Origin of the sequence: Mesorhizobium sp. M7A.F.Ca.US.008.03.1.1 (assembly GCF_003997495.1) — a bacterium.
Lineage (GTDB): Bacteria > Pseudomonadota > Alphaproteobacteria > Rhizobiales > Rhizobiaceae > Mesorhizobium.
Genome location: NZ_RZRU01000009.1, coordinates 1 through 17,854 on the forward strand (window position 1 = coordinate 1; position 17,854 = coordinate 17,854).

A 17,854-nucleotide genomic window follows, 5' to 3' on the forward strand; every position below is an offset into this window, starting at 1 on the left:
CGCCAGCACGCTGCGCGCCAGGCGGAAGAAACCCAATGTTCCCGGCCGCCCGCCATAGAGTTCCGAAAGGCGGCGAATGAGCCGCCCGGCCTCGAACACGACATAGGCGACATCGACCAGTGCGCGTGGACTGACCGCCGTCACCAGCGAAACGCGTTTGGCGGCTTCGAGAATCATCACCTTCGCCCTGGCATCGAGTGGGCCGAGAATTTCAGCCTCGGCCAGGCGCACGAGATTGCCGCCATCGATGATTTCGCCGCGCAGTTCGGCCAAGGCGCGCCGGCCTGCCGCGGTCTCGGGTTTGGCCGCGACAAAGGCCGACAATTCGTCGACGACAGATCGTGCAGCCTTGGGATCGTCACGCGCGATCGCGTCGAGCGCCCGCTTCTGCAGCTTTTCGACCTCGGCCAGGCGGGCGATCGCCAGGAACTCGCGGATCAGGATCGCCACAAGCGCCAGCACGGCAATGGCGGCCATGCCCGCCGCCACCCAGCCCAGCCATTCGGCGCGCGCGAAGAGATCGCGTATGAGCTGGTCGGTCCATAGGCCGACCGCCAGCGAAATCAGCACGCCGAAGGCGCCGAAGAAGATGCTGCCGAGCAGCGAGCGCTTCCTGGGGGCAATGGCCGGCGGCGGCTCGGCGGCAATGATGTCGGGCTCATCGAAGACGTCGACTTCCGCCGGTATGACCATCGCGACATCGGTTTTCATCGCGCGGGGTTTGCGCTGGGTGTCGGCCTGGGTACGGCGGGCCTCCGGCGCCTCTTGCCTTGGTTCGGCGTTCGGCTCGATGCGGAACGCTGCCGGCTTGCGGGGCGCGGTCATGCCAGATGATCTCCGATCAGGAACTGCAAGGCACGGTCGAGCCTGATATGCGGCAGCGACAGCGTAACGCCTTCGGCCGTGCGTTCGAGCTTTGGCGGACGGAAACGGACGAAGCGGATTGCAGGATCCGCGGCATCCTGCCTGTGATCGGCGCCCGAAACATCGAACACCGCATCAATTTTCTCCGGTAAATCACCGGGAAATATGGCTGTTTCAGTCTTTCCATCAAAGGTTTCGCCATTGATCTTCTCACCGGCTATCGGCGTGCCGATGATAACGGGAAGCGTCTCCCGGCCTTGCTTGACGGTGCCTTCGCGCGTCGCGCGCACCGCCGCCATGGCGACCACATCGACATCGGCGCCGGTGAAATTCGCCCGTGCCACGGCGCGGTCGGCAAGCCGCCGCACGATCGCCTGCAGCCGGTCATGGCTTTCGTGATGCAGATGGTCGGCCTTGGTCGCGGCAACCAGAATGCGGTCGATGCGCCGCGAGAACAGGTCGGTGAGGAAGCTGCCCCGGCCAGGTCGGAAACAGCTGAGGATCTCGGTCACCGCGCGTTCCAGGTCTGCCATGGCGCCGGGGCCGGCGTTCAGCGCCTGCATGGCGTCGATCAGCACGATCTGGCGATCGAGGCGGGTGATGTGTTCGCGGAAGAAGGGTTTGACGACATGCGTCTTGTAGGCCTCATAGCGCCTGTCCATCATGGCGTGCAGCGACCCCGCGCGCGGACGCCTGTCGCCAATCCCGGCCAGTGGCGCGAAGGTCAGGGCCGGTGAGCCTTCGAGATCGCCCGGCATCAGGAAGCGGCCGGGCGGCAAGGTCGAAAGCGCCCGCTCGTCGAGCTTGCAGGCCTTCAGATAGGCGGCGAAGCTTTCGGCCAGGCGGCGCGCCGTCATCTCGTCGGCGTCGGCGTTCGGGTCGATCCCGGCCGACAGCGCCCGCCAGGCTTGCGACAGGTCCTCACGCACCGGCAGAACGGCCATTTCGAAGGCTTCGTGGGAAAAATCGGCGAAAGACTTGCCGAGCAGCGGCAGATCGAGCAGCCATTCGCCGGGATAATCGACGATATCGACCGACAGTCTGCCCGAGGAAAACATGCGGCTCCAGCCGGAAGCCGATTCATATTCGATGGTCAGCCGCAGTTCCGATATGGCGCGCGTCGAATCGGGCCAGGCGCGGTCGTTGACCAGGGCGGCGATGTGGTCCTCGTACTGGAAACGCGGCACCGCGTCGTCGGGCTGCTGCTCGAGGAAGGCGCGGGCGATGCGCCCCGATTTCTGCGCTTCGAACAGCGGAAGGCGCCCGCCATGGATCAAATTGTGGACAAGGGCCGATATGAACACCGTTTTGCCGGCGCGGGACAATCCGGTCACGCCGAGGCGCAGCGATGGAGAAAAAAGCCCGGTGGCGCGGCCAGATAGCGTGTCGAGGGCAATCCTCGCCTCGTCGGTGAAGGTGGTCAGCGATGATGCCAAAATATGCTCTCTCGAACTTCGGTCCGTCCGATATAGGCTCTGTATCAGGGCTTTGAAATGGCTTCAGAGATCGGCCGGCGTCAGGAACGCTTCGAGATAGCCGGTGCCTTGGGCGGCGCTGGCAAGATCGCCGTCGAAGCGCACGACCGCCAGGCCCGCGGTCGGGAACCCATGGTTCAGCGTGGCCCGCGCAGTCTCGTCGCCGTCGCCCGAAACTGCCATGGTGAGGTCTTCCATCATCGGGTTGTGGCCAATGACCAGCAATGAGCCCGATCCGCCATTGTCGCGGATGAGGTGGAGGTAACCGGCCGCGTCGGCGCTGTAGAGCGTGTCGAAGAACAGGACCCGACCGGTGTCGGTCTGGCCGGCCAGGCCCTCCAGCGTCTCCTTGGCGCGTTTGGCATTGGAGCAGAGCGTCCGGTCCGGAACGTAGAGGCAGGAACGCATGGCGGCCCCCATCATTTCGGCATCGGCGCGGCCGGACGCATCGAGCGGACGGTCGAAATCGCGCATGCCGGGCAATGCCCAGCCAGCCTTGGCATGTCGCAACAGATAAAGCCTGCTCACCCAACCTCCTGACGCCGAAGCCTTCGATTAGCCACGAGAACGGCGTTGCGCACAATGGCCCGCGCTCTTCAAACACGGCGAATCACCCAATGCTGGCTGCCGCAAAAGGCTCTTGCGTATCAGCCCCGCGGTCACGGCGATCTCGGAAAGCATGTGCCACCGGATCCAAAGTGTCTCGGCGGAGTTTGTACCAAAGCGACCGTACGTGGCTGTAAAGACGCGTGCAGGGTACTTTAACAATTGCGTGAAACAGCGGCCGATTGCGCTTGTGCAGGCGTCGGACGACGAATATATAGGCGCCAAAATTGGGGCAGTTTGGGTGAGTCGAATGAACGACATCGTTACCGCCGATTACGTACCCTCCGAAGACGAGCCGTTCATGAACGAGCGGCAGAAATCCTACTTCCGCTCAAAGCTCGTCACCTGGAAGAATGACATATTGCGCGAAGCGCGCGAAACACTGGAAATCCTGCAGCAAGAGAACGCCAACCACCCCGATCTGGCCGATCGCGCCTCTTCGGAAACCGACCGCGCCATCGAACTCCGGGCCCGCGACCGTCAGCGCAAGCTCATTGCAAAGATCGATTCCGCCCTGCAGCGCATCGACGAAGGCACCTACGGCTATTGCGAAGAGACCGGCGAGCCGATAGCGCTGAAGCGGCTCGATGCGCGTCCGATCGCGACATTGTCGATCGAAGCGCAGGAGCGGCACGAGCGCCGCGAAAAAGTCTATCGCGACGACTGAAGGTCAAGGCCGGCGGCTCACGGCCGGCTGTCTCAAACGAACTCGATTCTGAAATGGCCGGTTTTCCGGCCATTTTTATTGGTGCGGCATCCACCGCTCAGGGCGCGCGAAGGCAGCGAACCCTTGATATTTGGCGCTTCGGACGAGCTGGTTCGGCAGCGGACCAGTGGACCGGCGACGATGTTTCGCGGGGATAGCGACCCAGGGGCCGCTCATCTCTTCTGACTGGAGAGTTCGCCGAGAAGCTTGGTCATCTCGTCGTCGAGCGACTGCGGCGCCGCCGGCTTGCCCACCGGGCCGCCCGAACGGGGCTGGTCCAGCGATACTTCGAGTTCTCTCATCAGCGTGTCGTCGATGCTGTCCTGCACCGGCTGCGGTGGTGGCGGCGCGTGCCGGGCGGTGTTGGCATTGGCAGAGCCGTAGGCGGGCAACGGCGTGACATTGGCCGGCTGGTAGCTTTGCGTTGCCGGCTTCGGTGCAGGTGCCGGCGGCGCTGTTGGACGCGGGCGGGCGGGCGGCGCGGTGTTCACCGGCTGTGGAGCGGGTGCCTGTCTTGGCGGGGGTGGCGCGGGTTGCGGCGGACGCGGCCTTGCTGCTGCCGGGGTCGCGGCGGCCGGGACCGGCTGCAAGCCGCCGTCTCCGGTCAATGCCGGCCGGCGCGGCGCCGAAAGCCGGATATCGCGCTCGACGACGACGTCGGTCGGGCCGCCGATCAGAAGCAGATGCTCGATGTCGTCGCGGCGTATCAACACCAGCCGGCGATGGCTATCGACGGCGGTGGCATCCATGACGGCCAGTCGCGTCTTGCGGTTGCGGCCGCCGGCGACGAAGGTTCCGAATGTCAGGTTGCGCACCAGCTTGATGATGACGAGAACGATGACCAGCAAAACAAGCGCTGCAAACGTCCACAACAATGCTGCGGCATAACCGGGACCTGCCACGCTATCGAGCCATTGCATTGGTTTCCCCTGATCGCCCCTTGGAAGTGACGAGACACTAGACCGTTGCAGCGGGCCACCGCAAGTTGCGTTTCACGCCGGTGAACAGCTTGAAAAACTCAGAAGGCCGAAAGACATCATTTTTATCCGACATTTGCCGCCCGGGCCTTTTCCGGACTAGGAGAATGTGATTCAACCCGGTACGGGGCGGGTGTCGGAACACCGGAATTCACGAGCAGGGGGCACATGGCCAAGGAAGCGCGCGGCGATTTCTATCCGGTACCGATCGTCGACCAGAATACGCGACCGGGCGCGGTCACCCGGCTTATCATTTTCATCGTCGTTCTGACGGGGGCGGCGATCGTCTTCGGGCTTTTCCGCGAGCGCCTCGGCGATCCTTTCCTGCTCGGCATGCTCGGCGTGCTGGCGATGATCGGCGTCGGCTTCCTGTTTGCGACGGCGATCGGCTTCGTGCAGGTCACGCCACGCTCGACAGGCGACGAACTGTCGAAATCCTTCGTCGATTCGATGTCGCAGGGGCTTCTCGTCACCGACACCAAGGGCCGCGTCGTCTACGCCAACCGCGCCTATGCGGATATGACCGGAGCATCGTCCGCTGCCGACCTGAAGACCGTCGAGGGATTGCTCTCGGATGTCCCCGAAGCCTCGGTGACGATCTATCGCCTGGCGTCCGGCTTGCGCGACGGCCAGCCAGGCGACGGCGAGTTTAGGCTCGCGCAGTCCATTCGGCCCGGTGCCGAGCCGGGTGCCCGCTGGTACAGGGCGCGCGCCCGCACGTTCAACGTGCCAGGCCAGCGGCTGCCGATGCTGGCCTGGCAGCTTGCCGATATCTCGCAGGAGCGGGCCGAGCAGGAGCGTTTCTTCCTCGATCTGCAGAAGGCGATCGATCATCTCGACCACGCGCCGGCCGGCTTCTTTTCAGCCGACCAGGAAGGCCGCGTCACCTACATCAACGCCACGCTCGCCGAATGGCTGGGCATCGACCTCACCAGCTTCACGCCCGGCGCCGTGTCTCTGTCGGAGATCGTGGCCGGCGACGGCATGGCGCTGGTCCGCTCGGTCAAGGCCGACCCCGGCACCACACGCAACGCGGTGATCGATCTCGACCTGACGACCATGACGGGCGAAGCGCTGCCGGTGCGCTTCATGCACCGCGTTTCGGCTAGCCGCGAAGGATTGAACGGGCCGACACGCACGATCGTGCTCAACCGCACGCAAGGCGAGGATGCCTCTGCCGATTTGCGGGCTTCGGAAGTGCGCTTCACCCGCTTCTTCAACTCGACACCGATGGCGATCGCCGGCGTCGACCATGATGGGCGCATCCTGCGCACCAATGCTCCGTTCCTGTCGCTGTTCTCGTCTGTCGTCGATCGCGACGCCGTCGACCGCCGCGTGCGGCTCGACACGGTGATCCACGAACGCGACCGGCCGGCCTTCGCGGCGGCCTTCGAGAAAGCGCAGCAGCGGCAGGCCGATATCGAGCCGATCGACACGCTTTTGCCCGGCAACGACGACCGGCACATCCGCTTCTACGTCAACGCCGTCGCTGACGGCACCGGCGGCGAGGGCGCCGAAGAGTCGGCCATCGTCTACGCCGTCGAGACAACGGAGCAGAAAGCGCTCGAAGGGCAGATGGCGCAAAGCCAGAAGATGCAGGCGGTCGGCCAGCTTGCCGGCGGCATAGCGCATGATTTCAACAATGTGCTGACCGCCATCATCATGGCGTCCGATCTTTTGTTGACCAACCACCGCCCGTCGGACCCCTCCTTCCCCGACATCATGAACATCAAGCAGAACGCCAACCGGGCGGCTTCGCTGGTGCGGCAGCTTCTGGCCTTCTCGCGCAAGCAGACATTGCGGCCGGAAGTGCTCAACCTGACCGACGTGCTCGCCGATCTCAGGATGCTGCTCGCCCGGCTGGTCGGCAACGACATCAAGCTGAAGGTCGACCATGGCCGCGATCTGTGGCCGGTCAAGGTCGATATCGGACAATTCGAACAGGTGGTGGTCAACCTTGCGGTCAATGCGCGCGATGCTATGCCGGCGGGCGGCGATCTCACCGTGCGCACCCGCAATGTCACCGCCGAGGAGTGCAAGGCCTTTTCCTATCGTGAACTCACCCCGGCCGACTATGTCGTGGTCGAAGTCGAAGACACCGGCAGCGGCATCGCGCCCGACGTGCTGAAGAAGATTTTCGAGCCCTTCTTCACCACCAAGGAAGTCGGCAAGGGCACCGGCCTTGGCCTGTCGATGGTCTACGGTATCATCAAGCAGACCGGCGGCTTCATCTTCTGCGATTCCGAAGTCGGCAAAGGCTCGACTTTCCGCATTTTCCTGCCGCGTCACATCCCCGAAGCGAAAAAAGCAGGCGAGCCCGGCGATGCGCCGGCGGCGCCGGCAAAGATCGCCGATCCGGCCAAGGATCTGTCGGGCTCGGCCACGGTGCTGCTCGTCGAGGACGAGGATGCCGTGCGCATGGGCGGCATGCGGGCGCTGACCTCGCGTGGCTACACCGTGCACGAGGCATCGTCGGGCGTCGAGGCGCTGGAAGTGTTCGAGGCGCTGGGCGGCAAGGTCGATATCGTCGTTTCCGACGTGGTGATGCCGGAAATGGACGGACCGACACTGCTTGGCGAATTGCGCAAGCGCCAGCCGGACATCAAGTTCGTCTTCGTGTCCGGCTACGCCGAGGACGCATTCGCCAGAAACCTGCCGGCAGATGCGCATTTCGGCTTTCTGCCCAAGCCGTTTTCGCTCAAGCAACTGGCGACGATCGTCAAGGACGTTCTGGAGTCCTAAAGCCTTCCCCATGTTCCTCCTTGCGCAACGCCGTGACAACGCCATGATTGCGGGTGAAACGGCAGGAAGGCTTGGGGGAGCAAGTGGTGACGCCGCACAACGAAGCGGACAAGGACGACTACGCCGACACGGTTTTGTTGCCGGGCGACCCGCAGCGCGCCGAATGGATGGCGCAAACGTTCCTGGAAGCGCCGCGCTGCATCAATCGCCGCCGCGGCGCGCTTGGCTTCACCGGGCTGTTTCGTGGCAAGTCCATCAGCATTCAAGCGACGGGCATCGGCGTTTCATCGTTTCTGATCTATGCGCATGAATTGCTGGACCATTATGGCGCCCGGACGTTGATCCGCACCGGCACCTGCGGCAGCCTGACCGCAAAGGCAAAACTGCGCAGCCTTGTCATCTCGCAATCGGCACAGGCGGAAAGCGCCCAGAGCGGCCAGGTTTTCGGCCTTTATGAACCGGCTGGCCCAGACCCGGCGCTCCTCGCATCGTCGCTGGCCAAAGCGGTAGAGTTTGGCATCGATCATCATGCCGGCCTGACGGTGTGCAGCGACATCTTCTATCACCCGGAAGGGCGCGCCCGTTTTGCCGATGCGCGGGCGGAAGGAGCCCTGGCCGTGGACATGGAAACCAGCGCGCTCTATCGCATATCAGAGCATTTCGGGGCGCGTGCGCTGTCGATGTGTGTCGTGGTCGACAACATCGAGACCGGCGAACAGACCGGCTATTCCGAGCGCCAGGAGTTGTTCGCAGACATGAGCCGGCTGGCGCTCGCTGTCGCAGCAGAGAGCTAGGGTGCGGGTCTACCGGGTCAGTCCCTTACGTACGGCAGTGACATCGTCTGAGGAGACCGCCGGGGCGGCGTTGCTCCAACTGGCGCACATAGACCAGGACTTCGGCGACCTCCTGGTCTTTCGGCGCCAGGCCAGGGAGGGCATGGCGGGCGGCGTCGGTAAGCGCACAGCAGCACCAGATCGGCCGGCTGGAAGTATTCCTCAACTGGCAAGCAGGCTGATGAGTTTACGACCTGGACGACGTCTTGTAGACTGAACACATGGCGCTCAAACGGATGGACAACATAGGAATCGTCGTCGATGACCTCGAAGGGACGATTGGTTTCTTTGGCGAGCTCGGCCTTGAGCTCGAAGGGCGGGCTACGATCGAAGGAGAATGGGCCGGACGTGTCACTGGACTGGGCGATCAGCGCGTCGAGATTGCCATGATGCGGACGCCGGACGGCCACAGCCGGCTAGAACTATCCCGTTTCCTCACGCCGCCTGTCGTCGCGGATCACCGCAACGCCCCGGTAAACGCCCTAGGCTACCTCCGCGTCATGTTCACCGTGGACGACATTGACGGGACGCTCGAAAGGCTCCGCAATCGCGGTGCGCGGCTCGAAGGCGAAGTCGTCCAGTATAAAGACGTGTATCGGCTCTGCTACATTCGAGGGCCTGGAGGGCTTCTGATAGGGCTCGCGCAAGAACTCAGCTGAGCGCAATGCGCTAAGCAGCCTCCCGCTTCGGCACCATCTGCTCATCCATCCCCGGCCGATGGCCGCGCAGATAGAGCGCGCAGGTGGTGCGTAGCATCGACGCGAAGTTCGGGATGGCGCCGTTGATCTCTATGGCTTCGTCATAGAGCTTGGAGATGAATTTCGGCGTCGTCAGGTTCTGGTTTTCGGCGATTTCGTCGAGCAACGCCCAGAATGTCGCTTCGAGCTGGATGCTGGTCGAATGACCGTCGATGCGAATCGAGCGGTTGATCTGGCGATAGCCTTCGGGGTCCTGGCCCGCAAACACCCTGCACATCCGACAAACCTCCCATGATTGTTGGTCTTGGGTGGACGGGCGTGCAGTTTGATACTGCTTGACCTGTCCCCGCATGCATTCTCGGTCAAAATTGCCGGTCCGGCAATCGGACTTTCGTCCCGTTCGCGGCTGCGGGCGTGGTAACCGGCTGCCACCACCTTTTGTCGGTGCCGCGCATAATCGCCTCCACACCAGCGCGGAGACTGATTTGGCCAAGGCGATACACAGTATGATCCGGGTTCTCGACGAGGCCCGATCGGTCGATTTCTACAGAAACGCCTTCGGGCTCGATGTGGCCGACAGGCTGGACTTCGAGACATTCACGCTCCTTTACCTCAGCAATGCCGAGGCAGGGTTCGAGCTTGAACTGACCGTGAACAAGGACCGGCAGCAGCCTTATGGGCTCGGCGATGGCTACGGCCACCTCGCGGTTTCGGTCGCCGACCTCGATAGCGAACATGACCGTCTCGGCGCGCTCGGGCTCAATCCGAAGAAGATCATCGAGTTCAACCGCGACGGGTCGCTGATCGCCCGCTTTTTCTTCATCGAGGATCCGGACGGCTATAAGATCGAGGTTCTGCAGCGCGGAGGTCGCTTCCAATAGGAGACATAGCAACCGCGCCGGTAGGTGCGGCGCCAGCAACGGCGCTTACCAGAGCGCAGATAGCAAGCAGGGAGGAATAAAATGGTCACGATCTATGACGCGAAGCCCGGGCTTTCACGTCGCGAGCTTCTCAAACGCGGTGGCATCGGCGCGCTGCTCGTCATCTCCGGCAGTGCCGTCATCAGCCCCGAACATGCCTGGGGGCTCGAGACATCGGCACTCAAGCCCGAAACCATGGCGACGCTGATCCAGATGGCGCGCGACATCTATCCGCACGATCAGGTCCCCGACAAATACTACGCCATTGCGGTGAAGGGCCATGACGAGCAGGCCGGCAAGGACACCGCCTACAAGGCGATGATCGAAGACGGCATCGCCGACCTCGACAAGAAGTCCGGTAACGGCGGCTACCGCGGTCTCGGCTGGGAGGACCAACGCGTCGGCGTGCTGAAGCAGATCGAGGCGACGCCGTTCTTCCAGGCCATCCGTGGCGGGCTCGTCGTCAGCCTCTACAACCAGAAGGAGGTGTGGCCGATCTTCGGTTACGAAGGCGAGTCCTATTCCAAGGGTGGCTACATCGCGCGCGGTTTCAACGACATAGAGTGGCTCTGAGCCCCGTCGTTCCTGAACCCGCAAACAGAAATCATGGGAGGAAACCATGGCAGCTTCATTTGATCTGAACAACGACGGTGTGGTCGTCATCATCGGCTCGGGCGCCGGCGGCGGCACGCTCGGCAACGAACTGGCGCAGAAGGGTGTCGACGTCGTCATCCTGGAAGCCGGCGCGCGCCACGAATATGAGGATTTCGTCAATGACGAGTGGGGTTCGTTCGCCCAGCTCGCCTGGACCGACAAGCGCACCACCTCTGGTGACTGGCGTGTGGCCAAGGATTTTCCGAACCTGCCGGCCTGGATCGTCAAGTCGGTCGGCGGTTCGACCACGCATTGGGCGGGAGCTTCGCTGCGCTTCCAGGAGCATGAGTTCAAGACGCTGTCGACCTACGGCAAACTGGAAGGCGCCAACCTGCTCGACTGGCCGATCACGCTGGTCGAGATGGAGCCTTATTACGCCAAGGCCGAAGCCAAGATGGGTGTCACCGGCACCAATGACTGGCCAAGGCTGCCGGGCAACAACAATTTCAAGGTGTTGAAGGCCGGCGCCGACAAGCTCGGCTACAAGGAATGCCACACCGGCAACATGGCGATCAACTCGGTCGATCGCGACGACCGCATGTCCTGCCAGCAGACCGGCTTCTGCTTCCAGGGCTGCAAATGGGGCGCCAAATGGTCGACGCTCTACACCGAGATCCCCAAGGGCGAGGCGACAGGCCATCTCGAAGTCAGGCCGAATGCCATGGCGATCAAGATCAACCATGACGCTAGCGGAAAGGTGACCGGCGTCGTTTATGCCGACAAGGACGGCAAGCTGCAGGAGCAGAAGGCGCGCATCATCGCCGTTGCGGGGAATTCGATCGAGAGCCCAAGGCTGCTGCTCAATTCGGCGTCGGGCAAATTCCCCGATGGGCTTGCCAACTCGTCGGGGCAGGTCGGCAAGAACTACATGCGCCACACCACCGGCTCGGTCTATGCCATCTTCGACAGACCGGTGCACATGTATCGCGGCACCACCATGGCCGGCATCATCCGCGACGAGGCGCGCCATGATCCCTCACGCGGGTTCGTCGGCGGCTACGAGTTCGAGACGCTGTCACTCGGCCTGCCGTTCATGGCGGCCTTCCTCGATCCCGGCGCCTGGGGCCGCTCGTTCACCACCGCACTCGACCACTACGATCACATGGCCGGCCTGTGGATTGTCGGCGAGGACATGCCGCGCGCGGAGAACCGCATCACGCTGCATGCCGACGAGAAGGACGCGCACGGCATGCCGATCGCCGACGTGCATTTCGACGACCATCCGAACGACACCGCGATGCGCAACCACGCCTACAAGCAGGCCACGGCGCTCTATGCGGCGGTTGGTGCCACGCGCACCTTCCCGACGCCGCCCTATCCGTCGACCCACAATCTCGGCACCAACCGGATGAGCGAAAAGGCGGCCGACGGCGTCGTCAACAAGCACGGCCAGACGCATGACATCAAGAACCTCTTCGTGTCGGACGGCAGCCAGTTCACCACGGGTGCCGCCGAAAACCCGACCCTGACGATCGTATCGCTGGCGATCCGCCAGGCCGACTACATTGCCGCCCAGATGTCGGCAAAGACGATCTAGTCACATCCTCCCGACAGACTGCTGGCGCGGAACCCGAAAGGTTCCGCGCCTTTTTCTTGCCGCCTCATTGCTTGGTGCAGGTCGAGGCGGTGAAGGCACCGTCGGGTTGCTTCATGATGATGTCGAAGGAGGGCACGCTCTGGCCGTCCAGCGTTGCCTGGGTCAGCGACAGCGAATTGCCGCCGGCAGTGTAGCCGCCCAATGGCCCCAGCCAGGAGATCACGCCGTTTGCATCCATTTGATAATTGTACCCCTGCTGCGCGGTGCCGAAGGTGCCAAGGCCGGTGTAAACTGGGCCGCTGTAGACGTTTCCCTTGATGGTGATGTCGCCGAGGCTGAGGAACATGCCGAGAAGGTAGACCTCGCAGTGATAGGTGCCGTCGGGCATCTTGCCGTCGCTGAAGCCGGCTCGTGCGGAGCCAGTCGCTGCCGCCAGAAGCAATATGCCGACAAAAATGCGTGAAATGCAGGAAGCCATGACGTCGCTCGCTTGAAGAGCGAGCTTGCCCTATTTTTGTACCGCGCCGCAACATCGGTCGTCGGTGATCCGCCTGAGAAGACCAAAATCTAGGCACTTGGCAAAATTGGGCGAAAAATAGGCAATTGCCCCGCGCGCTGCGCAAATTTCTCTCAGTCGATTTTAACCGGCTCTCTTTGTTTTGGTAAGCCTAATATTTCAAGCCGCTGATAATGCTTGATTTACTGGTCTCCCTTTGGCGTCCCCAAGCGGTTGGCATGGGGGTTGCATTGTACTGTTGCGTTGCAATCAACTAGCTTGGGAGTCTGTAATATGAGGGGTAATTTCTCGACCATAACAAAAATGTTTTCGGCGAGCGTGGTTGCCGCCGGCCTGTTGATGTCCGCTCCCGCCAAGGCTGCCGACGACACGATCAAGGTCGGCATTCTCCATTCGCTGTCGGGGACCATGGCGATTTCGGAGACGACGCTGAAGGACGCCATGCTGATGCTCATCGACGAGCAGAACGCCAAGGGCGGCTTGCTCGGCAAGAAACTCGAGGCGGTCGTCGTCGATCCGGCGTCCAACTGGCCGCTGTTCGCCGAAAAGGCGCGCGAGCTGATCTCCAAGGACAAGGTCGCGGCGGTGTTCGGCTGCTGGACCTCGGTGTCGCGCAAGTCGGTGCTGCCGGTGTTCTCCGAACTCGACAACATCCTGTTCTATCCGGTCCAGTACGAGGGCGAGGAGAGCGAGCGCAACGTGTTCTACACGGGTGCGGCGCCGAACCAGCAGGCAATCCCGGCGGTCGACTATCTGATGAGCGAGGATGGCGGTTCGGTGAAGCGCTGGGTGCTGGAAGGCACCGATTACGTCTATCCGCGCACCACCAACAAGATCCTCGAGGCCTATCTGAAGGCCAAGGGCGTGGCTGCGGAAGACATCATGGTCAACTACACGCCGTTCGGCTTCTCCGACTGGCAGACCGAGGTTTCGGCGATCAAGAAGTTCGGTTCGGCCGGCAAAAAGACCGCCGTCGTCTCGACCGTCAACGGCGACGCCAACGTGCCGTTCTACAAGGAACTCGGCAACCAGGGTATCAAGGCCGAGGACATCCCGGTCATGGCCTTCTCGGTCGGCGAGGAAGAGCTTGCCGGTCTCGACACCGCGCCGCTGGTCGGCCATCTCGCCGCCTGGAACTACTTTGAGAGCATCGACACACCCGAAAACAAGAAGTTCATCGCCGACTGGCACAAGTTCATCAAGAACGACAAGCGCACCACCAACGACCCGATGGAGGCCCACTATATCGGCTTCAACATGTGGGTGAAGGCGGTCGAGAAGGCCGGCACCACCGATCCGGACAAGGTGATCGACGCCATGATCGGTGTCTCGGTGCCGAACCTGACCGGCGGCTATTCGACGATGATGCCGAACCACCACATCACCAAGCCGGTGCTGATCGGTGAAATCCAGGCCGACGGCCAGTTCGAAACCGTGTCGCGCACGCCGGGCCTGGTGATGGGCGACGAATGGTCCGACTATCTGCCGGACTCCAAGGACCTGATCTCCGATTGGCGCGCCCCTCTGTCCTGCGGCAACTTCAACGTTGCCACCGGCAAGTGCGGCGGCAAGGGCACGAATTGATCCCTCCCAGGGCTGACCTAGTCAGACCGCGCGCGTCCGGACGGCTACTACCGCCGTCCGGACGCCCACTTCAACCTTCAAGGGGCTAACGGAAGCCGATGACCTTTATCCGCGCGGGCCTGACGCTGTTGTTCCTGCTGGCGACGCTGTCGTCTTCGGGCGCTGGCGAAGCCGATCTGCGCGGCATCATCGCCAAATTCGCCACGGCCAAGGGCTTTTCCGAGATCGGAGCCGTCGTCCACGAACTGGCTGCTGCCGGCGATCCGGCGGTGGAGCGGCCGCTTGCGGCATTGGCCGACGGCAATCTCTATCTCCGCAAGGCCGATTCCCTGGTGTTTGTCGGTAAGGAAGCGGGCGAAAGCGTCCAGCTTTCCGACCCGTTGAGCGGCGAGGCCTCGGGCGAGGCAGCCAAGGACGACATCACCAAGATCAAGGTCAACAACACGCTGCGTCGCGTCATCCGCGATGCGTTGGGCACGCTGACGCTTGGCGCCAAGGATCCGGCCGTGCGCATTGCCGCCGCCGACACCATGTTCAAGACACCCGACGCCGCAAACATCGGACCGCTCGATGCGGCAATCGCCAGCGAGACCGTGTCGAGCGTCAAGGCTCTTCTAGAACAGGCCCGTGCCGCCTCTGTGCTGGTCTCCGATCGGCCGGATGGCGACAAGCTGGCTGCTATCGCATTGATCGGCGCGCGTGGCGACCGCGATGCGGTTTCCCTGCTCACCTCGGTCGAGGCGAATTCCACCGACGCGGTCAGGCAAGCGGCGACAGCCGCGATCGCCAACATCAATTCGACATTGGCCTTCTGGGATGCCGGGCAGAACATCTGGTACGGCATTTCGCTGGGCTCGGTGCTGCTGCTGGCAGCAATCGGCCTCGCCATCACCTTCGGCGTCATGGGCGTCATCAACATGGCGCATGGCGAGATGGTCATGCTCGGCGCCTACACGACCTTCGTCGTCCAGCAGGTGATCCGCACCTCCTTTCCCGGCCTGTTCGACTGGTCGCTGGTCATCGCGCTGCCGCTCGCTTTCCTCGTCTCGGCCTTGGTCGGCCTGATCATCGAGCGCGGCGTCATCCGTTTCCTCTATGGCCGGCCGCTTGAAACGCTGCTGGCGACATGGGGCGTCTCGCTGATCCTGCAACAGGCCGTGCGCTCAATCTTCGGGCCGACCAACCAGGAGGTCGGCAACCCATCCTGGATGTCGGGCTCGTTCAATGTCGGACAGTTGGCGATCACCTGGAACCGCCTGTGGATCCTGGTTTTCGCGCTCGCTGTCTTCGCCATCCTGCTCTACGTGATGAAGCGCACGCCCTGGGGCCTGCAGATGCGCGCCGTCACCGCCAACCGGCGCATGGCCGCCTCGATGGGCATCAGGACGCCATGGGTAGACGCGCTGACTTTCGCGCTCGGCTCCGGCATTGCCGGGATAGCCGGTGTCGCGCTCAGCCAGATCGACAACGTCTCTCCCAATCTCGGTCGCGGCTACATCATCGACAGCTTCATGGTCGTCGTCTTCGGCGGCGTAGGCAATCTGTGGGGCACGCTGGTCGGCGCCTTCTCGCTCGGCATCGTCAACAAGTTCCTCGAGCCCTATGCGGGCGCGGTGCTGGGCAAGATCGTCGTGCTGGTGCTGATCATCCTGTTCATCCAGAAGCGCCCGCGCGGCCTGTTCGCGCTCAAGGGCAGGGCGGTGGAAGCATGATCACGGGACGCTTCTTTGCCGCCGGCGCGGACCGCCGCATCGCCATCACGATCTTCATCCTGCTGGCGGTGGCCGTCATCGTGCCGTTGCTCAACCTTGCGGTGTCTCCCACCAGCGCCTTCTACATCCCATCCTACATTGTCGCGCTGACCGGCAAATATCTCTGCTATGCGCTGCTCGCCTTGGCGCTCGATCTTGTCTGGGGCTATTGCGGCATCCTTTCGCTCGGCCACGGCGCCTTCTTCGCGCTCGGCGGCTATGCGATGGGCATGTATCTGATGCGCCAGATCGGTTCGCGCGGCGTCTATGGCAACCCCGTCTTGCCCGACTTCATGGTGTTTCTGAACTACAAGGAACTGCCATGGTTCTGGTATGGCTTCGACCATTTCTGGTTCGCCGGGCTCATGGTGCTGGCGGTGCCTGGCCTGCTCGCTTTCGTCTTCGGCTGGTTCGCCTTCCGCAGCCGCGTCACGGGCGTCTATCTCTCGATCATCACCCAGGCGATGACTTATGCGCTGCTGCTTGCCTTTTTCCGCAACGACATGGGGTTCGGCGGCAACAACGGCCTGACCGATTTCAAGGATATTCTCGGCTTCAACGTGCAGGCCGACGCGACGCGTTCGGCACTGTTTGCCGCCAGCGCCGTGATGCTCGCGCTCGCCGTCTTCGTCACCTGGGCGATCGTCGGCTCCAAATACGGCAAGCTCTTGATGGCGGTACGCGATGCCGAGAGCCGCACGCGCTTCCTTGGCTGGCGGGCGGAGAACGTAAAACTGTTCGCCTTCACCGTCTCGGCGGTCATGGCCGGCATTGCCGGCGCGCTCTACGTACCGCAGGTCGGCATCATCAATCCGGGTGAATTCGAGCCAGCCAATTCGATTGAAGTCGTCGTCTGGGCAGCTGTCGGCGGGCGCGGCACCATTGTCGGGCCGATCATCGGTGCGTTGCTGGTCAATGCCGGCAAATCCTGGTTCACCGGCGTGATGCCGGAATTCTGGCTGTTTGCATTGGGTGGGCTGTTCGTCGCCGTCACGCTTTTGCTGCCCAAGGGCATCATCGGCATGTGGGACAGCTGGCGCGGCAGGGCGTTGCGGGCAGCTTCCGTTGCCGAGGAAGCCGGCAGCGACCCCGACGTCCCGCCGCCGGCGAAAATCGTCCGCAGCGAGGCGAGAAAACCCGGCGATTGGTCCGCCAGCAACCCCGAACCGCAGCCGGCGGAGTGAGCGACGATGTCGAAGTCGAACACGATCCTTTATCTCGACGGCGTCTCGGTCTCCTTCGACGGCTTTCGCGCCATCAACAATCTGTCGCTGGTGCTCGACAAGGGCGAGATGCGCGCCATCATCGGCCCCAATGGCGCCGGCAAGACGACGATGATGGACATCGTTACCGGCAAGACGCGGCCCGACGAGGGCGAGGTGTTCTTCGACGGCCAGGTCGATCTCACCAAGCACGATGAGGCCGAGATCGCCATGATGGGCATCGGCCGCAAGTTCCAGAAGCCGACCGTGTTCGAAAGCCACACGATCGAGGAAAACCTGATGCTGGCGCTGAAGGGACCGCGCTCGATCTTCCCGGCGCTGTTCCATCGCCGCTCGGCCGCCGAGACGCGGCAGATCGACGACATCCTCGGCATCATCCGGCTTGGCGACAAGCGCAACGAATTGGCAACCAATCTCAGCCACGGACAAAAGCAGTGGCTCGAGATCGGCATGCTGCTGGCGCAGGATCCGAAGCTGCTTCTGGTCGACGAGCCGGTCGCCGGCATGACCGATGCCGAGACCGAGGAAACCGCGCGGCTGCTCAAGGATATCGCGCGCGACCATTCGGTCATCGTCGTCGAGCACGACATGCATTTCGTGCGCGAGCTAGGCGTCAAGGTCACCTGCCTGCATGAGGGCTCGGTGCTTAGCGAAGGCACACTCGATTTCGTGTCGGCCGACGAGCGCGTCGTCGAAGTCTATCTGGGGAGATGAGCATGGTCTGGCGGGTTCAATTCCATCGCTTCGATCTGTCGTTTCTCCGGTTC

Annotated in this window: 17 protein-coding genes; 11 read left to right on the plus strand and 6 right to left on the minus strand. The window is 62.8% G+C overall.

The genetic code is table 11. The annotated features are described in order from the left end of the window. The 3 genes from EOA16_RS14110 to EOA16_RS14120 all read right to left on the minus strand — a co-directional run. Positions 1-825, minus strand: an 825-nt coding sequence (locus EOA16_RS14110; protein ID WP_127258837.1) for a TIGR01620 family protein, incomplete at its 3' end; no start/stop codon positions are given. Continuing rightward, positions 822-2,300, minus strand: coding sequence for a YcjX family protein (locus EOA16_RS14115; protein ID WP_127258839.1), 1,479 nt, complete (start codon positions 2,298-2,300; stop codon positions 822-824). The genes EOA16_RS14110 and EOA16_RS14115, both read right to left, overlap by 4 nt. A gap of 63 nt (positions 2,301-2,363) precedes the next feature. After that, positions 2,364-2,867, minus strand: a complete 504-nt coding sequence (locus EOA16_RS14120; RefSeq protein ID WP_127258841.1) for a histidine phosphatase family protein — start codon at positions 2,865-2,867, stop codon at positions 2,364-2,366. Between the two features lie 328 nt (positions 2,868-3,195). Here EOA16_RS14120 and dksA point away from each other — a divergent pair, with 328 nt between their 5' ends. Then, a complete protein-coding gene (dksA, locus tag EOA16_RS14125) occupies positions 3,196-3,612 on the plus strand; it encodes an RNA polymerase-binding protein DksA (RefSeq protein WP_013531862.1) in 417 nt (138 codons plus the stop codon). Positions 3,613-3,824: 212 nt separating this feature from the next. Here dksA and EOA16_RS14130 read toward each other — a convergent pair whose 3' ends face one another. Next, on the minus strand, positions 3,825-4,571 hold the full coding sequence (locus EOA16_RS14130; RefSeq protein WP_127258843.1) for a flagellar biosynthetic protein FliO: 747 nt from the start codon (positions 4,569-4,571) through the stop codon (positions 3,825-3,827). Positions 4,572-4,796: 225 nt separating this feature from the next. Here EOA16_RS14130 and EOA16_RS14135 point away from each other — a divergent pair, with 225 nt between their 5' ends. The 3 genes from EOA16_RS14135 (at position 4,797) to EOA16_RS14150 (ending at position 8,862) form a co-directional block, all read left to right on the plus strand. After that, positions 4,797-7,370: a PAS domain-containing sensor histidine kinase gene (locus tag EOA16_RS14135; RefSeq protein ID WP_127258845.1), complete on the plus strand. Its 2,574-nt coding sequence runs from the start codon at positions 4,797-4,799 to the stop codon at positions 7,368-7,370. A gap of 86 nt (positions 7,371-7,456) precedes the next feature. Next, positions 7,457-8,164, plus strand: a complete 708-nt coding sequence (locus EOA16_RS14140; RefSeq protein ID WP_127258847.1) for a purine-nucleoside phosphorylase — start codon at positions 7,457-7,459, stop codon at positions 8,162-8,164. A 260-nt stretch (positions 8,165-8,424) separates the two neighbouring features. Beyond that, entirely contained in the window at positions 8,425-8,862 is a 438-nt protein-coding gene (locus tag EOA16_RS14150) for a VOC family protein (protein WP_127258849.1), read from the plus strand. Between the two features lie 10 nt (positions 8,863-8,872). Here EOA16_RS14150 and EOA16_RS14155 read toward each other — a convergent pair whose 3' ends face one another. Further along, positions 8,873-9,178 carry a ribbon-helix-helix domain-containing protein gene (locus EOA16_RS14155; RefSeq protein ID WP_013531854.1) on the minus strand — a complete coding sequence of 102 codons (306 nt, stop codon included), beginning with the start codon at positions 9,176-9,178 and terminating at the stop codon, positions 8,873-8,875. 208 nt (positions 9,179-9,386) lie between these two features. On the opposite strand from EOA16_RS14155, the gene EOA16_RS14160 reads away from it, so the two are divergent. The 3 genes from EOA16_RS14160 to EOA16_RS14170 all read left to right on the plus strand — a co-directional run bounded on the left by EOA16_RS14160 (position 9,387) and on the right by EOA16_RS14170 (position 12,012). Then, the gene (locus EOA16_RS14160; protein ID WP_127258851.1) at positions 9,387-9,782 is read left to right on the plus strand and encodes a VOC family protein; all 396 of its coding nucleotides are present in this window, start codon (positions 9,387-9,389) and stop codon (positions 9,780-9,782) included. 81 nt (positions 9,783-9,863) lie between these two features. Beyond that, positions 9,864-10,394: a gluconate 2-dehydrogenase subunit 3 family protein gene (locus EOA16_RS14165; protein ID WP_127258853.1), complete on the plus strand. Its 531-nt coding sequence runs from the start codon at positions 9,864-9,866 to the stop codon at positions 10,392-10,394. Positions 10,395-10,440: 46 nt separating this feature from the next. Continuing rightward, a complete protein-coding gene (locus EOA16_RS14170) occupies positions 10,441-12,012 on the plus strand; it encodes a GMC family oxidoreductase (protein WP_127258855.1) in 1,572 nt (523 codons plus the stop codon). 64 nt (positions 12,013-12,076) lie between these two features. On the opposite strand, the gene EOA16_RS14175 is transcribed toward EOA16_RS14170, so the two are convergent. Next, a complete protein-coding gene (locus EOA16_RS14175) occupies positions 12,077-12,490 on the minus strand; it encodes a hypothetical protein (protein WP_127258857.1) in 414 nt (137 codons plus the stop codon). Between the two features lie 312 nt (positions 12,491-12,802). Between EOA16_RS14175 and urtA the strand changes: the two genes are divergently transcribed. From urtA to urtD, 4 genes are all read left to right on the plus strand, one after another. Next, positions 12,803-14,113, plus strand: coding sequence for an urea ABC transporter substrate-binding protein (gene urtA / locus EOA16_RS14180; protein ID WP_127258859.1), 1,311 nt, complete (start codon positions 12,803-12,805; stop codon positions 14,111-14,113). A gap of 98 nt (positions 14,114-14,211) precedes the next feature. Next, positions 14,212-15,825, plus strand: a complete 1,614-nt coding sequence (gene urtB / locus EOA16_RS14185) for an urea ABC transporter permease subunit UrtB (RefSeq protein ID WP_127258861.1) — start codon at positions 14,212-14,214, stop codon at positions 15,823-15,825. After that, complete coding sequence (gene urtC / locus EOA16_RS14190; RefSeq protein WP_127258863.1) at positions 15,822-17,048, plus strand: urea ABC transporter permease subunit UrtC; 1,227 nt, start codon at positions 15,822-15,824, stop codon at positions 17,046-17,048. The genes urtB and urtC overlap by 4 nt, the downstream gene beginning before the upstream one ends. Before the next feature lie 6 nt (positions 17,049-17,054). Beyond that, positions 17,055-17,801 carry an urea ABC transporter ATP-binding protein UrtD gene (gene urtD, locus EOA16_RS14195; RefSeq protein ID WP_127258865.1) on the plus strand — a complete coding sequence of 249 codons (747 nt, stop codon included), beginning with the start codon at positions 17,055-17,057 and terminating at the stop codon, positions 17,799-17,801. The last annotated feature ends 53 nt before the right edge of the window (positions 17,802-17,854 follow it).

Bases quoted from the DNA above. Each gene is read 5' to 3' on its own strand.
- EOA16_RS14130 (WP_127258843.1), bottom strand. From the start codon at position 4,571: ATGCAATGGCTCGATAGCGTGGCAGGTCCCGGTTATGCCGCAGCATTG.
- dksA (WP_013531862.1), top strand. From the start codon at position 3,196: ATGAACGACATCGTTACCGCCGATTACGTACCCTCCGAAGACGAGCCG.
- EOA16_RS14150 (WP_127258849.1), top strand. From the start codon at position 8,425: ATGGCGCTCAAACGGATGGACAACATAGGAATCGTCGTCGATGACCTC.
- urtB (WP_127258861.1), top strand. From the start codon at position 14,212: ATGACCTTTATCCGCGCGGGCCTGACGCTGTTGTTCCTGCTGGCGACG.
- urtA (WP_127258859.1), top strand. From the start codon at position 12,803: ATGAGGGGTAATTTCTCGACCATAACAAAAATGTTTTCGGCGAGCGTG.
- urtD (WP_127258865.1), top strand. From the start codon at position 17,055: ATGTCGAAGTCGAACACGATCCTTTATCTCGACGGCGTCTCGGTCTCC.
- EOA16_RS14165 (WP_127258853.1), top strand. From the start codon at position 9,864: ATGGTCACGATCTATGACGCGAAGCCCGGGCTTTCACGTCGCGAGCTT.
- urtC (WP_127258863.1), top strand. From the start codon at position 15,822: ATGATCACGGGACGCTTCTTTGCCGCCGGCGCGGACCGCCGCATCGCC.
- EOA16_RS14175 (WP_127258857.1), bottom strand. From the start codon at position 12,490: ATGGCTTCCTGCATTTCACGCATTTTTGTCGGCATATTGCTTCTGGCG.
- EOA16_RS14170 (WP_127258855.1), top strand. From the start codon at position 10,441: ATGGCAGCTTCATTTGATCTGAACAACGACGGTGTGGTCGTCATCATC.
- EOA16_RS14135 (WP_127258845.1), top strand. From the start codon at position 4,797: ATGGCCAAGGAAGCGCGCGGCGATTTCTATCCGGTACCGATCGTCGAC.
- EOA16_RS14155 (WP_013531854.1), bottom strand. From the start codon at position 9,178: ATGTGCAGGGTGTTTGCGGGCCAGGACCCCGAAGGCTATCGCCAGATC.